Source organism: Oribacterium sp. KHPX15 (assembly GCF_900107835.1).
Taxonomy (GTDB): Bacteria; Bacillota; Clostridia; order Lachnospirales; family Lachnospiraceae; genus Oribacterium.
Map to the genome: position 1 here is coordinate 1 of NZ_FNRG01000016.1, position 15659 is coordinate 15659.

The window sequence follows — 15659 nt, forward strand, 5'->3', positions numbered from 1 at the left end:
CATGTACATGCTGCTTCTTGAAAAAACATTTACAAACTTATACCGAAAGATATTTATTACAGGGATTCCCTTTTGCTTTTCGGCATTGCATTTACGGAGTAAGTTACCTACCTTAAAGGTTGAAATAAAATCCGAAACTGAGCAATTAATTTCTTCCTCTGAGTGCTGTCCTTGTGGTAAGATATGCATATGGCGTAAGTCCTTTCTTGGTAAATGTTTTGTGGTAAATTCATTATACCTTATTTGAAAGCGACCTATGCCTTTTTATTTGTCTAAAGTATAGAGTTTTCAAGGTGCATCACACCTTTTGGGTGTGGGAAGTTTGAGTTAGTAATAAATTCAACCTGAAGAAGATCAGTTCCGATGCCGTCTTTATAAAGCCTCCGGTATCATCAACCCTGCTTATTTCATAATTTTCAATGCAAAGAACTCCAATGATATCGTCTCCCTGATAAAATGGGATGCCTATCATATTTCGTACGTTCAGATATCTGAGTTTATCATATACCTCAGGATACGTTTCCCTTATGGATTCAACATCAAATCTTATGATATTTTCATATTCACGAAGATTCTCCGTGCAGTGTTCTATGAAATCCTTATCTATATCACTAAAATTATAGTCATTGGGCTTTACGCCCTTTGAACAGTACTGGAATTCTGTTTTCGTTTCCTCTCCATCCTTCATAACGATATAAACCCTTGAAGCATAGAAGAATTTTGCAAGCGTCTTAAGGGCATCATCAATAACAACCCTGTGACTTTCCTGTGAGGCAAGTATACCTGCAATTTCAACCAGGCATTCATTCTTCTTGTTTTCCCTCTCCATTTCAATCTCTTTATTGTAGCTTTCAGAGATATCCATAAGTATGAGAATAAAGGTACCTTCCTCACTTCCCGGAACCATACGGTAATCAACCCAAGTTTTTCCAAGTACGCTGTACTTTCGTCCCGTCAGGGTTTTGCCATGTAAAGCCGCCTGATATCCATCGGTAACCCATGTGGGGTCAGCATTGAAAAAGGTATCCCTGAATTTCCGGCCCATTATCTCATCCCGATTTTTTCCAACCTTCCTGGAGAATTTGTCATTAACATACAGGAATTCAAAATCTAAAGGATGAAGATTTGTGCTGTCAAGTATTATCTTACCGATAATATAATCCACAGGCAGATCTGTGTTTGGATCAGGAATATAATAACCATTATCATACCCTGTGACCTTTTGCTCTTCCTGTTCCTTTTTCGCCTCGTCTTTGTTCAGAGCCTTTGCCAGATAAAGAGCTTTATTCTTCCTGTGAAGTGCGTTATTGTGTACCTTGAAGCCTATGAAATACGAAGTATTCTCAAGTAATTTCTTTACGTATTCTTCATCTCCCTTATAGTTGTCAATACCGATAAATCCGAGAAGCTTGCCGTCATTAAAGAACGGCGCTTCAACAGCATTTCTGATTCCCTGACTTATCATATTTAAGGCTCTTGAAGGATTAACGTATTTATATTTTTCCAAATCATTTATCACGATACATTGACCGGGTTTAAATACCTCATAATCTGTCACATACGTCTTAAGCTCCACATTCTGCCATTTACTGATGACGGGCCTCACATTCGGAGCACACCACTCAAAGGTATTGCTGATACCTTCGTCAGTACACTCCATGATGTACAGGCGGTCAATTTCAAGGTTTTCCTTTAGTATATTGATGACAGCGTTCATAGCCTTTTCGTATTCATCATCTCCGCTCAGTATCTTGGCGATACGGAAGCTGATGTCATCGATCTTATCGTTCTTATATCCACCACCCTTTTCTGTCTTTGTACTATGATCATACAGCTCCATATTGTTGACAGCTTCTTTTGGCTCCTGAACAGATATCATTTTTTCCTTCGGCTGATTTTCATCATTATAATCCACTATTACTATTGAAAATGTGCCTGCATGTGAAGCCGGCGCTGCAATATAATTCACCCAACGCTTAAAGGCGAAGCTATAGCATCTGTCATGGATATATTCACCCATAGATGCCCTGTATCCGACACTGATCCAGTTGCTGCTTCGAAGATCCGAGAATATTCCTGTGTAGCAATGACCAATAAGCTCTGACGCTTTCTTTCCGGTGGCATCACAATATTTTCCGTTAACATAAATATATTCAAGATCGACAGGAGTCTTATTATCTTCACTCAATACAGTTTTTGCCACAAAATACGGAAGAGGCAAACTTTCATAGTATCCGCCGATATCTAAAAGCCCGGTATTATTTTCATTGTCTCCTTTCATTCTCCTGTTCAGATCATTTTTTGCGCCTTCGTAAACATCCTGCATATCATAGCATTCAGATCCGTTAATGATACCGTATTCACCATGGACTCTTATCTCCCTGGATTCGATTTCTCTTATAGAGCTGACATATTTCTTCCAAAGCTCTACCCGTCTGATAATATCTTCTTTCGACGTATTTCTCTTACATACGGCAAAGCAGCAGCCATATAAGCGGAAAACCGAGGTTACACGTCCGAAACTGAAAACAATGTACTTTGCGATAACCTTGATAAATTTCTCCGCTATATCTCTTCCGTAATCTTCCCTGATGTTTTCAAATTCAGGAATGTCCAGAAGCACATATGTAAAGTCTTCACCGTTGGTTCTCAGGTTGTCACCCAGTTGAGACAGAGTAACCATATGTCCATAGCTGTTCATGAGACCGGTAACATGATCTCTCTGACTCTGATCCCTGAGAGAGGTATCAGACATCACGTCCTGATTAATATCAATAAAGTATCCCATCAGTCCCACAATTTCTCCGTTGTTATAAACCGGAAATTTTGTGGCGGCAATATAGTGTGTTACACCATCAATGACATTCTGCCCAATGGAATTTCTGATGATCTCACCCTTTAGGAGTACCCTCTCCTCATCTGTCATAAATGGAGTATCGTCAATGTGCCATCCTACTTCTTCATCATTCTTTCCCAAAACCGCATCCGCGGAATCAAAACCATAGAATTTCAGGAAGGCATCAGAAACACCAACAAATCTTCTGTCTTTATCCTTCCAGAAAAAACATATTTCAGAATTCAGTCTGATAGCATCCATAAGCTCATCACCTGTGATCTCTGATGAGTTTAAAGTCTTATCCTTAAACTCCCCGTAAACCTTCACATCCTGCTCGATTGTTGAAGGTCTTACACAGACTATAGCTTTTTTATCTTTACCACCGGAAATAAGGACAACCATGAATTTCGTCCATACATAGTTGCCATTTGGATTCTTCACCCTGAAAATATTTCTTATGATCCTGTCTTTGTTTTGAGACGAGGGATCTGTATAACGTTCTATATCAGTAAACGTCTTCCATCTGTCCATATCATCCGGATGGATATATCTCTGACGGTAATTCTTATAAAAATCCCCAATCCCCTTAGTTACACTTCCAACCTGTTCATTGTAAAGATTTGTATAAATGACGGTTATGGTGTCTTCAGCATAATCAAGGTAATAAATGCAGTCATACGAAGAAATCACATTCCTCATGATATAGTCATGCATTTCGAGTTGTTTACTTTCTTCATATTTTCTGTCATCAATAGATGCCAGAATCATATAGCCCTGCCTGCTGTCCGCAATAACCTTAAAGGTCAACTCAAAATATATTTTTCCGGAAACAAAAACCGTCATCTCTTCCTGATGACTGTTGATGCATTTTTCTGCCAGCTCCCGGAATTTACGATATACAAATGTCCCTTCGGCATTGATATCAGCCTCTATTTTTGAAGCAGATAATTCTTTATCACCACCGATGTAATCCCCGTTTTTCTTATTAAAAAATAAAAGATTAAAATTTGTCCTGTCATAGAAAAACAGAGCAAGTGCTTTATCCTGGACAACATCAATAAGACCTGTTTTTTCATAAACAGATCTGGCTTCCCTGGTCTCCATGATAAGCCCATGGTCCGAAAGATATCTTCTGATATCCGAAACAGGAAGAGGCTTTGAATAATAATAGCCCTGTATTTTTTCACAGCCAATGGACTTCAGAAATTCCAAATGCTCTTTAGTTTCAACCCCCTCTGCAAGGGTATGGATTCCAAGCTCCTTTGCCATCTTCACCGCCATGGTTATGATGGTTTTGGACTTTTCACTGAAATCCCTCATGAACTGCATATCGATCTTGATCTCATCAAATTCAAAATCTTTAAGAACATTAAGAGAAGAATATCCTGATCCGAAATCATCCATCCAGATTTCTATTCCTGCCTCATGAAGCCTTTTAATCTCCTTTTTGATGAGACCCTTATCATTCATAAGAGTCGTTTCGGTTATCTCAACACAAATGAGATCCTTGCGAACATTATGTTCCTCAAGGGTATTTATAATGATATCCACAGGATCGCAATAATCAAAGTCAGACCGGGATATGTTGACGGAAACAGGTACCACAGGATTTCCAACCTTCAGATTCCTGCCCTGTAACTCCACAACTCGTTTAACCATGAAGATATCCAGCTTATAGGATAGCCCGTTCTCTTCAAGCAATGGTACAAAATCTCCCGGAGTAATAAATCCATAAATCGGGTCTATCCATCTTGCCAATGCTTCAAATCCGCAGACTCTTCCTGATAGTCCTCTTATGACAGGCTGCAGATAAACGTGTATCCATCCCTCATTAAGAGCCTGATCCAGATGGCTGAGTATATACTCTGCTCTGGCATAATGCTGACCCATCTTTTCGTCAAAGCTTCCATAACCTGACCCATACTGTACCTTCTGGGCTTCACATGCCATCCTTGCGTAATCACAGGCCAAATGCACAGACATTCCCTCATGGCAGATACACATACCTATCTTTACGGGCAGGGTTATACCGTTGTTGATTTCACAAAGCTCCTGAATAAAACTGTCAAGTTTCCCCTCAATTCCCTCATGGGGAGCTATGGCAAAGAAATGGTCTTCACCGAATCTTGCACAGTTATCACCAAAAAACTTACGCAGAAGATCCGCAAACATGCAAAGAAATTTATCGCCCTCACGAGTACCGTATCTTGCATTAAATCCCTTCATTCCGCTTAGATCCAGAGCAAGTATCACAGGGCTATCCATCACATTGGCTATATCTTTAATAAATTTTTCCGACTTGATAAAAAAGCCCCATCTTGTTGAAAGTGATGTAAGAGGATCTTTCATCAGCTGAATTTCCGAAAGAAAGACATAGAAAAGAGGGCCTTCGTCATCATCTTTATAATATCTTCCGAAGTCCTCAATGTATTTTATATTTCCATTTTTTGTAACGATCCTGTAGCGTACCTTTTCAAACTGATCACTGTCGGTTTCAGTCTGAATATTTTTACTCTTCTTTACCTTACTGTAATCATCCTTATGAACCATGCCGGTAAATGTACCGCCGGTAAGCTCCATGAATTCTTTTTCGGTTTCGCACTCAAATATCTTTAATAAAGCAGAATTAACATACAAAATTTCATCGTTGTCACCACCGCGATAGATAAAAAATCCTCCCGGCATAGCAGACAAACCATTTAATATGATGTTTTTTCCTTTATGTAGTCTGTGATTCATCATTTTATGCACCAATGAACGGTAATGCAGGCTACCGTGTCGTTTCATCCCCATGAATTAATTTTGCTATCCGTAATGATGTGTGTAGATATAGCTTCCCTCATCATTAATATTGTCGACACATTTTTTCTTTTATAAAAGATTCATGAGGATCTTATTTATAAAAAAATCCGGTCGGCAGTTACACTGTCGACCGGATTTTTTGATGTTCTCTATAATTATTTTAGATGTTTTCGTAGCTTTCCTGTTTAAATATTCTTCTCTGTGTGTTCAGGGCACAGAAAAGTACACAGCCCCAAAAACTATACTCCAGGTATTTATTTACTGTGCAATGATTCCTTCGATAACATATCTGTCTGAACCAACTGTCACATCGTTTCCGATCATTTTGCCATAAAATGGATTGTTGAAGCCTTTAACAAGAAATTTCATCTTATCTCCTGTTTCACAATCCGTTACATAAACAAGATTATTGTTCTTTACCATTTCTTCTGTTGACTGTGCGCTCATTATTATAAACCTCTCTGAATTTTTAATCCTGCGGGAATAAAAAAATATCGTCATGGTTTTTATCCGAACCTAATGTCCCGCCATTATGCTGATATGTCTGCCTTCTGCAAACCGTTTGACATATTATAATCCATTTTCCGCATTTTAAAAGAGCCCCAGATCAATTTCATTAAATTTTAATCAAATTTGGTTGAGTGTATACAATATTTTAATTTCAATTTTTAATATTTTGTGTAGAATGTTCCATTTTTTCAAGTATTAATCTAAAATGTTAGTAGGTTTTTCCTAGTTCAATAGTTAAATTTTTTGATATAATTTTACTCAAGGTTAATGAACACAATTTGAACATTATGTTCATTATCTCAAATACGAATTAAGGTAAAACTTAAATTCATATTGGATACTGATTCTTTTTAACAATTTTACCTGATCAAATTATTGATCTGAAAAGGAGAGTAAAATGGATTACAGTTATGACCAGATCGTCATCGATAACGCAGGCTACCCAGAGGTACGTTTCGAAGAAACTCACAGTCTCTACCAGCTTCTCGAAAACGCAGCAAGGGCTTTTAATGACAAGATGTTCCTTACCTGGGCACATGAGGATACTGTATATGAAAGAAGTTATGCAGATCTTCTGGATGCCGCAAAAAGAGTAGGTGAATGGGCATCTCAGGAGACGGAATCCCTTGGTCACGCTATGCATGCAGGCTTCTACGGACGTCTCGGTTTCAATTATCTTGCCGCACTTTTCGGTGTTAACGGTGCAGGCGGAGTTGCCACCCCGCTTGATGTTCAGCTTTCTGCTCAGGATCTTCTGAGAAATGTCAACAAGGCTGACATAGACGTGCTCTTTTATGATTTTGAGAATATCTCACAGGTATCTTATCTTAAAGAGAACAATTCCAATGTTAAGAAATTCATTTGTATCCAGAATATAATCAATCAGGACAGTGTATCTACAATTCGTAAGACTTACACCGGAAGCAGTTTTACAGACAAGTCCAGAAGTGAGGACTGCGGTATCCTCCTTTTTACTTCCGGCACCACAGGTGAGCCTAAGGGAGTAATGCTTTCCAACGCAAGCCTTATTGATAACGTATTCTGTAATGATCTTCTGGGCGATCAGTACCATGAGATCGCACTTAACGTTCTTCCCATACACCATGTATTCTGCCTTAACGGAGACGTATTCTGTCTTATGCGTTACGGTTCCTCTCTGGCAGTTTCAACTTCACTTCAAAAGCTTTTCAAAGACATCAAGCTTTTCCGTCCTACTTCCATAAGAATGGTTCCTATGATGCTGAAGCTTGTAAATAACCGTCTTCACCAGACAAAAAAGCAGCATCCTGAATGGTCAATAGATTCTGTTCGCCAGGAGGTTCTCGGGGACAGACTTTACAAGCTTGTTGGAGGCGGCGGATTCCTGGCTCCAGAACTTATGGATTCCCTTGCCGGATTTAACATTCGTGTGGGACAGGGTTACGGCATGTCCGAGCATTCTCCTAAAATCTCAGTTCCTGTTTATGATCGTCCGGAAAAACGCGGCAGTGTCGGTATCATAGTAAGAAATTGCCAGACCCGACTTGTGGAGGGTGAACTCCAGGTTAAAGGTCCGTCTGTAATGATGGGATATTACAAGGATCCTGAGGCAACAAAGGAGGCCTTTACCGAAGACGGATGGCTGAGAACCGGTGATCTTGCACGTATCGATGAGGATAATTTCATCTACCTTACAGGTCGTAAAAAGAATCTCATCATCCTGTCAAATGGGGAGAACGTTTCTCCCGAGACCATTGAGAACCTCTTTGACGGAGACATGCTTGTAACTGATATCGTTGCCCTTGAAGAAAATGATCAGATCATCGCCGAGGTATATCCTAACTTTGAATATGCCGACAATAACGGCATCAAGGATATCAAGGCTGCCGTAAAGGAGCTTGTTACAGCACATAATCAGGAGCTTCCTACCTTCGCAAGAATTTCTGATGTTGTCATCAGAAATAAACCTTTTGAGAAGACCTCTTCAAGGAAGATCATCAGAAGCAAGGTTCAGGCAGAGCGTAAGGACGTTGTAAACCAGAAGGATGTAATCGTTAAGCCTGAGAATGAGAACCAAAAGAAGCTTATCGAGATCATTTCAGGTCTTATTGACAATGATATGATCGGTATCACTACTGACCTCTTTGCAGCCGGCATGGATTCCATGGCTTGTATTCAGCTCATTGAAGAGGTCGAGTCCCAGATGGGTAAGATCCTAAGCTACCAGGATATCCTCAACAACCATACTGTCAAGGAGCTGGATGACTTCCTTGGAGTAACCAAGGGCATGGAGGTTCATCCTTATCAGGACAAGTATCCTCTTACCGGCATGATGATGTATTTTGCTTATGTCATCCCGGGAAATACAACAGGAAATCTTCCATTCACATTTGAACTGGATCCAAACATTGACCTTGAAAGACTCCAGGCAGCTATAGTTGAAACCATCAACGCTCATCCGGGTGTAAAGGGAATGATACAGCCTGATCCCGAGACCCACTATCTTGCATTATATCGTCATGATGACTGGGAGCCCGAGGTTCCTATCATTGATGTACCGGATGAAAAGTGGCAGGAAACAGAGAACAGCCTTCTCAGGGCTTTCAAGTATGACGGTCAGGACAAACTCTACCATATAAGCTTATACAGAACAGAAACCCGTAAGTTTATGCTCTTTGATGTGAGCCATATTATGGGTGACGGAATAAGCATGAACATACTTCTTGAGGACGTGAATCGTGCTTATGCCGGAAAGCCTGTTGAAAAAGAAGTTTACACTGTTTATGACTACATTCTTGATGACTGTCAGATGATAAAGGATGGAGGTGTCCGTAAGGGTACCGATTATTACGGTAATCTCATGAATGGTTACAAGCTTCAGCGTTCACTTCTTAACAAGAAGGACAAGGAGGATCTGAACCACGCTGATAAGGGTGTTATCCGTAAGCGTTTTGACAAGACTTCCAAGAGAAAGATACAGAACTTCTGCAAGCTTAACGGTGTTTCGGAAAATGTTCTCTTCCTGACTTCCTTCAACTATACTGTAGGACTTTTCGCAGGTGAAGATGACGTAACCACCTGCAGTATCCACTCAGGACGTACCGACGGTCGCTGGAGAAGACTTTGCGGATGTCTCTTTAAAACCTATTATCTCCGCTCACAGCGCATACCTCACGAAACCTCCAATACTTTCCTGAAGCGTATGGGTAAGCAGATCATGGATTCAATGCAGAGTCCTATCGCACTTAGCCGTGAGGGCGAGATGTTCTTCCAGTATCAGGGTGATATCGTATACATTCCTGAGATCGGTGGACTTCCTGCAAAGCCTGTACACCTGCAGCTTGACTCTCTTCCATTCCATATGAATGTGCATGAGGACAACATTGGCTACCGTGTGGAGCTTCGTTTCTGGAAGAACAGATTTGATGAGGATCAGCTGAGACTCTTCCTGGAATGCTACGAGTCTGTACTTAATGCTTTCACCTCTGAGCCAAGTGCCCGTAAGGTTAAATATCACCTTCCGGATGAGGCTTATCCACACTTATACAGTGTGACAGCAGGTGAGCTTAATGCCGAGGCCGGAAAGGAACTCATTAAGCTTCCAAGCTCAGACAAGGTTAAGGTTTATATTCTTGATGACCACTACTCAAAGAAGCCTTTCGGTTCATGGGGTAAGCTCTTTATAAAGGATGTTCCTCCTGTTGAAAGCAGTGAAGTCATCAATGATCCATGGCGTGAAGGAAAGCTTTATGATACAGGCATCATCGCAAGGATCATGATTGACGGACGTATTGATTTCCTTGAGAACAGCGGACGTGTTGTACTCACTGATGGTTCAAAGGGCCGTAAGTACTATGATCTCGGCACTCTTGAACATGCTCTTGAGGAGCTTCCTACAGTAGAGAAGTGTCACTCATTCCTTGAGTTTGATCAGAATATCCGAGAGATGAGGCTTGTAATGAATGTTGAAACCGATCAGGATTCCTTCATTAATCATCTCAGAAGCTATGCAGGCACCACTGCCGGTGATGACATGATACCTGCAGTTGTAAATATCACCAGCGCATATAAGCCGGGTAAATAAACCGGTAAGAGCCGGAGGGAAATCCCTCCGGCTCTTCACTTCTTTTTTTCAGCTGAGCTATTGAATCTTTTTAATCGTATCCGAGTTTTTTGGCAAAATTCTCAATTGCGCTTTTATTTTTCTTATCAGAAGATCCATAGAACAGGGTATTGTCTACCAGACAGACATGATAGTAAAGGTCATCAAATTCTGCCTTATAAACTGAATAGTTTGTTCCTGAAAAATCAGTTTCAAATTTATTCTTAGCTTCCGTATCTCCTATCTGAATACGAAGTATATCGTACTGGACTCCGGCATCTTCAGCGGTTTTAAATACGAAAAACATGTAAGATTCACTGCGGTCTTCTTTAAGTCCGTAAAGAGATGTCACTACACCCACTGTATCACTGTAGGTTTTGGTATCATCTTTCACTTCGAGTCCGATTTCTTCCACTGCAGACGTAAATTCTTTTTCCGTGACAGCCTTCTTTTCAGGCTTTATACTGCAGCCTGAAGTTGCAAGGATAACTGCTGTACTCAAAACTATAAGTATTGTTTTTAATCTCATGGTCTGCTTCTTTCCTTAACGTAATCCTGTGTTATGTGCTAATATATATCGGTATTCTGTCCGGAAATTAATTTTTAATTATAAGCCTTCAGAGCATTCTTTCCTAAATCCTTGGCCTCATACAGTCTCATATCTGCAACACGATACAGATTCCACAAATTGGATATTTCTTCATTCCGGGAATCCGCCATACCTATACTTATAGTAAGACTGGCAGTCTTACCATCATGTTCTACTTTGTATTCAGAGATATGTTTCCTCACTTTATCCATACGGTCAACAAAGTCTTCATAGGATAATGCTGCCGGGTTAAGAACCACAAATTCGTCTCCGCCCATTCTGATGATATGTATGTTAGTGTCGGTAATGAAGAAACGCTTTATTTCCTGAGCCAGCCTTCTAAGTACTTCATCTCCAAAATCATGACCAAAATCGGTATTAAAATGCTTAAAATCATCTATGTCAAAAAATGCCATAGATAAGCCTGATTTCTTTTCGGCTTCATTGAACAAGTCATCACCGAGATTATTGTAAAAAGTTCTGTTTTTTAATCCTGTAAGTCCGTCTGTATATACCACATCATTGATAAGGTACTCTGTCTGATCCAGCATATTGCCAATGTCTTCTATATGCAGGTTTATGGTGGCTAAGGTGTCTGCAATATCCTTGCCTTCTTGGATCAGCCTCATGATCAATTTATATAATTCCTCATAACTCGGGTTGTCCGGCATTTTTTGTCTTAAATCATGACGACCTGAAACGATCTTACTCAGTATGGAGGTTTCTTCCTGGACTATACTGTCTTTTTTACTTCTGATGTAATTGATCATATAATCCAGCGGATAAATTCTCTCACTGAGTGATCCTTCATCCTGTCCTGTCTCCTCATTCCTGATATATGAAAAGGTCGAGAACATTGAGTTTTCGTTTTTAGGAGAAGCTTCAATATTTTCCTGCTTCTTATCTTTATCATGTACAAAAACAGCACTGATCATGGTCTGGTTACAGTGTTGGAGATCATACTGTTCACCGGCTCCCATTATTCCAAGCGACTGCCTTCCTGCCTTATTCAGGAAATTCGCATACCAGTCAAGCATGTTTTCATTTTCAAAAAGCATGTATCTGTAAATGCAGTCAATAGTCATTATGGTTGAAGCATTGGGAACATCCTTTTTTAAATTCTCAAAATGATCGGTTATGATCTTTTTATAATCACCAAGATCTGCTATATAAAGCATATCATTCTGGTTTATCTGTTTAAAAAGTGTAAGACCACCGTCTTTTATGCATGATCTTACTGAAACCGGATAGGTATTCTGACCGATCACCTTACACAACGGATGGTATGGAAATGCAGACTCAATTTCATCTATGGGAAGTCCCAGATCTTCACAGTAGACTTCTGCAGCCGGACGTCCGTTCAGTTCAAGCAGGGTCTGGGTTTTCTTGTCAACCTTCGTAGCAATATAAATCCTGCTGTCATCATGAGGCATATAGATGTTCTGAGAGTAGGTGATGATCCTTCCGCAGTTGTTTTTTATCATCACATATACACAGGCATCATCAAAATATAATCCGTTGTAAAAAACATAGCTCTGATCAGTCAGCTTCTGTCCCACGGCAGTGAGTCCAAAGGCAATGATTCCATGATCCTTAATAATGGAATTTAATGTCGTAAGCAGATGGTCCTCGTTACCTGTGCAGAACTCAAAGCAAACTGTATTTCCTTCACCGGGCTTTAAATCTTCAACCTGTTTCTGAATGGAAAGAACGTTTTTTATGGGATTCGCACTTATTCCATTGATGATGCCAAATTGAAAATCATATTCGTTTGAGTTTTTATCAAAGATCATCAGTACTGTTCCGTTTGTATCAACTGAGCCATGACGGAACATGAAGGAATGGAAGCCTATTACATCGACTCCTGGGAAATTTGAATATATTTTATCGGCAGCCAAATGTAATTCCTCTCCAGATACAAACACGATCAGGTTGGATTCTCCATACAGGCCCCTGTTTTCTGCAAGAATATCATCTAAGTTTTTATCAGCTGTGGTTTCAACGTATTTCATAAATACAGACTCCGTATACCGAAATTATGCAAAATTATACACACATGTTTATTTCGACATTATTGGGAGAAATATTAGTAAAAAAAGGGACGGACAGAGCCGGAGGGCATCACTTTTAGAACGAGTCGCTTTGTCGGAAAAATCTGAAATCATGTTCTAATTATTCTTTCATCAGTGAAAATAATTCTTCTTTTCGTTTAATGAACTTGTCTACGTCTTCTATATAGGACTTTATATCTTTGCCATTGTCGCAGCGTTCAACGCGTTTATGCGTAGGGTCGCCATCTTTGGATGGAAGGACGAATTTGCTGGAGCAGCCGGCGCCGCAGCCGATGACGGTATGTTTTTCTTCCATCATGAGGATGTTGTACAGGCATTCTTTTCCTTCTGTTGAGTAGCCTACGTTTTCCAGGTTGCCTGCCATGTTCTTCTGTCGGTACAGGTAGTAGGGTTTCAGGTTAAGGACTTCGGCGGTATAGGCAGAGGCCATCATCATGCGGGTAATCTCCGGGTACCTGAATTTTGTTTTTTCTTTTGCTACATCAGATACAGAAGTTCCTGTGTGACCTATCAAGCTATAGTTTTCTCCTGCCTCCGCTTCTTCCTGAAGTCTTGTTTCAGCCATTATCTCATTTTCATCTCCAGCACGGTATATGCCTGCCCAATAGTCTCTTTCCAGAGTGAGTCTTGCGGCACGTTTTATGGCAAGGCTGTGAACTGTGAGGCTGTCAGGTTTGTTTCTGGCAATTTCGCAAAGGGTATGTGTTACCTCCGGCAGTTTTTCTCCGGGAAGGCCCAGTATGATGTCCATGTTAATGTTTTCGAAGCCTACTTCTCTCGCAAGCTCATACTTTTCTATCACTGATTCTACACTGTGTTTTCTTCCTATGAGGTCGAGAGTCTTCTGGTTGAAGGTCTGGGGATTGACGGAAATTCTGTCTACTCCTGCAGCCTTAAGGATCTGAAGCTTTTCTTTTGTTATGGAATCCGGTCTTCCGGCTTCAACGGTGAACTCCACGATACCGGGCATACCTGTAACTGTGTTCTTCCAATCATGCTCCCGGGAGGTTACATTACTCAAAATGGAGACATTAGCAGAACCACACTCCTCATGAACCATATCCATAAGAACCTGAAGCCACTTTTCATCAAGAGCAGTGGGGGTACCTCCACCTATGTATATGGTCTGGAGGGGCCGCCTGTGTTTGCCGCACATTTCTCTGACGGTATACCTTATTTCCTTACGGAGATTATCCATATACTCCGGAAGTCTCTTTTCCCAGGCAGAAATTGTGTTGCTTAAAAAAGAACAGTAGAGACACCTTGTAGGGCAAAAGGGGATACCGATATACAGGCTCCAGCCTTCTTTGTAGGTTTTACCGGTTACATCGTAAATCCGGTTGAGGATCCTGTGTTCTCTTAAAGCTATATCTGTCATCAGGTCAAGCTTTTCACCTTCGATGCAGTATTCTTTTGTAAGTGCGGTTTTAATGTCTCTGATTTCAGTTTCTGTCAGCTCATTTACAGAATCGCTTTCTGTTTTACGTTTCTCTATGGCAGCTTCCACCATGGGACTCACCAGTGAAACCGGTCTTATGCCTGTAAGGTCTCCCCATGGAAGGGTCTTACCTGTCATGCTGACCAGCGTATCGTAAAGTTCAGCTTTGATCACCGATTTATCGTCTTTTCTTACTCCCTTGAGGGGCATATCAGAAGCTGACACTTCAAAGGAAAATCTGATCTTTTCATCCTGTACACCTTCGGGGGTTATCTCCGAGGCCATCTTTGCCTTGTTTTTTGTGGACTTTTTATTTACCTCGGCATTTTCTCCGGTGGCTTTCGCCTGCTTAAGAGCATTCTTCTCCTCCTGTGTGGTGTTGGTAAAATGAACACCTTCTTCTGTTCTAATCTCGAAATCTTCTCCGGGATAGAACTCCTGAATCAGCTCTCTTATATCCTGTTCAAAACTCTCTGCTGTTTTATCTAATATTAACCTGATCAAAACTTTTTCCTCATATATGAATGTTTAAAAACTGTCGTTTACATCTGATATAAAGATGGGAATTTTATTATCTCTAAAAATTAAGTTGGTATCAAAGAATCGATACCAACTTCTAACATTCACTTTCAAAATGCAGCGGGATTATATCTCTTTTCTATGGCAATGCTTGTCTGAGGCCCATGTCCGGGAAAAACCGAGGTCTGGGCAGGGAGAGTCAGAAGTTTTTCTTTAATGCTTTTAAATAACTCTTCCTCAGACCCGCCCGGGAAATCTGTCCTTCCGAAGGAACCCTGAAACAGGGTGTCCCCGGCCATAAGAACCGGACAAATCTTCGGTTCCGATGCACCGTTTGGTATGTAACTGAGACCATCCTCGATATAAAAACAGCTGGAACCGGGCGTATGTCCGGGAGTTCCCAAAACCTTTATGTCTCTGTCAAGAAGCTTCAGTACATCTCCATCCTTAAAAGTGTCATACTCAGATGGAAGGAAACTTACAGGTTTATAAAACATTCTGCTCAGGTTCTTTTCCGGATCCTGCATATGACCTTCGTCCAAAGCATTTACCCTGATCCCTATGCCATAATGCTGAGCAACTTCTTTGGCCGCTGTCATATGGTCAAAATGTGCATGTGTCAGGAGAATAAGCAAAGGCTCAGCCCGAAGTTCATTATCAATGATATTTATGATATGGTCAGCATTGTCTGCCGGGTCGATAATAACGCACTTATGCGTATCTGTATCGATCAGAAAATATACATTTGTTCCCAACGGACCTGTAACAAATTTTGAAATCTTAAGCATCTTTCCTCCCGGAACTTCCTGCCA

General features: G+C 40.6%; 7 protein-coding genes. 1 reads left to right on the forward strand and 6 read right to left on the reverse strand.

Annotated features, from left to right (window positions below):
• Positions 1-298: 298 nt before the first annotated feature.
• Together BLV86_RS10425 and BLV86_RS10430 are read right to left on the reverse strand one after the other, a co-directional pair.
• On the reverse strand, positions 299-5578 hold the full coding sequence (locus tag BLV86_RS10425; protein WP_175456505.1) for an EAL domain-containing protein: 5280 nt from the start codon (positions 5576-5578) through the stop codon (positions 299-301).
• Positions 5579-5896: 318 nt separating this feature from the next.
• Positions 5897-6085, reverse strand: a complete 189-nt coding sequence (locus BLV86_RS10430; RefSeq protein WP_031549643.1) for a hypothetical protein — start codon at positions 6083-6085, stop codon at positions 5897-5899.
• Positions 6086-6545: 460 nt separating this feature from the next.
• Between BLV86_RS10430 and BLV86_RS10435 the strand changes: the two genes are divergently transcribed.
• Positions 6546-10211, forward strand: a complete 3666-nt coding sequence (locus BLV86_RS10435; protein WP_090816941.1) for an AMP-binding protein — start codon at positions 6546-6548, stop codon at positions 10209-10211.
• A 70-nt stretch (positions 10212-10281) separates the two neighbouring features.
• On the opposite strand, the gene BLV86_RS10440 is transcribed toward BLV86_RS10435, so the two are convergent.
• The 4 genes from BLV86_RS10440 to BLV86_RS10455 all read right to left on the reverse strand — a co-directional run bounded on the left by BLV86_RS10440 (position 10282) and on the right by BLV86_RS10455 (position 15635).
• Positions 10282-10758, reverse strand: coding sequence for a hypothetical protein (locus BLV86_RS10440; protein WP_031549647.1), 477 nt, complete (start codon positions 10756-10758; stop codon positions 10282-10284).
• A 74-nt stretch (positions 10759-10832) separates the two neighbouring features.
• Positions 10833-12830, reverse strand: coding sequence for a sensor domain-containing diguanylate cyclase (locus tag BLV86_RS10445; protein WP_090816944.1), 1998 nt, complete (start codon positions 12828-12830; stop codon positions 10833-10835).
• Between the two features lie 160 nt (positions 12831-12990).
• Positions 12991-14832: a coproporphyrinogen III oxidase family protein gene (locus BLV86_RS10450; protein WP_175456506.1), complete on the reverse strand. Its 1842-nt coding sequence runs from the start codon at positions 14830-14832 to the stop codon at positions 12991-12993.
• 125 nt (positions 14833-14957) lie between these two features.
• Positions 14958-15635, reverse strand: coding sequence for an MBL fold metallo-hydrolase (locus BLV86_RS10455; protein WP_090816948.1), 678 nt, complete (start codon positions 15633-15635; stop codon positions 14958-14960).
• Positions 15636-15659 lie beyond the last annotated feature (24 nt).

Coding starts and splice junctions, on each gene's coding strand:
- BLV86_RS10425 (WP_175456505.1), bottom strand. CDS start 5,578: ATGATGAATCACAGACTACATAAAGGAAAAAACATCATATTAAATGGT.
- BLV86_RS10455 (WP_090816948.1), bottom strand. CDS start 15,635: ATGCTTAAGATTTCAAAATTTGTTACAGGTCCGTTGGGAACAAATGTA.
- BLV86_RS10435 (WP_090816941.1), top strand. CDS start 6,546: ATGGATTACAGTTATGACCAGATCGTCATCGATAACGCAGGCTACCCA.
- BLV86_RS10445 (WP_090816944.1), bottom strand. CDS start 12,830: ATGAAATACGTTGAAACCACAGCTGATAAAAACTTAGATGATATTCTT.
- BLV86_RS10440 (WP_031549647.1), bottom strand. CDS start 10,758: ATGAGATTAAAAACAATACTTATAGTTTTGAGTACAGCAGTTATCCTT.
- BLV86_RS10430 (WP_031549643.1), bottom strand. CDS start 6,085: ATGAGCGCACAGTCAACAGAAGAAATGGTAAAGAACAATAATCTTGTT.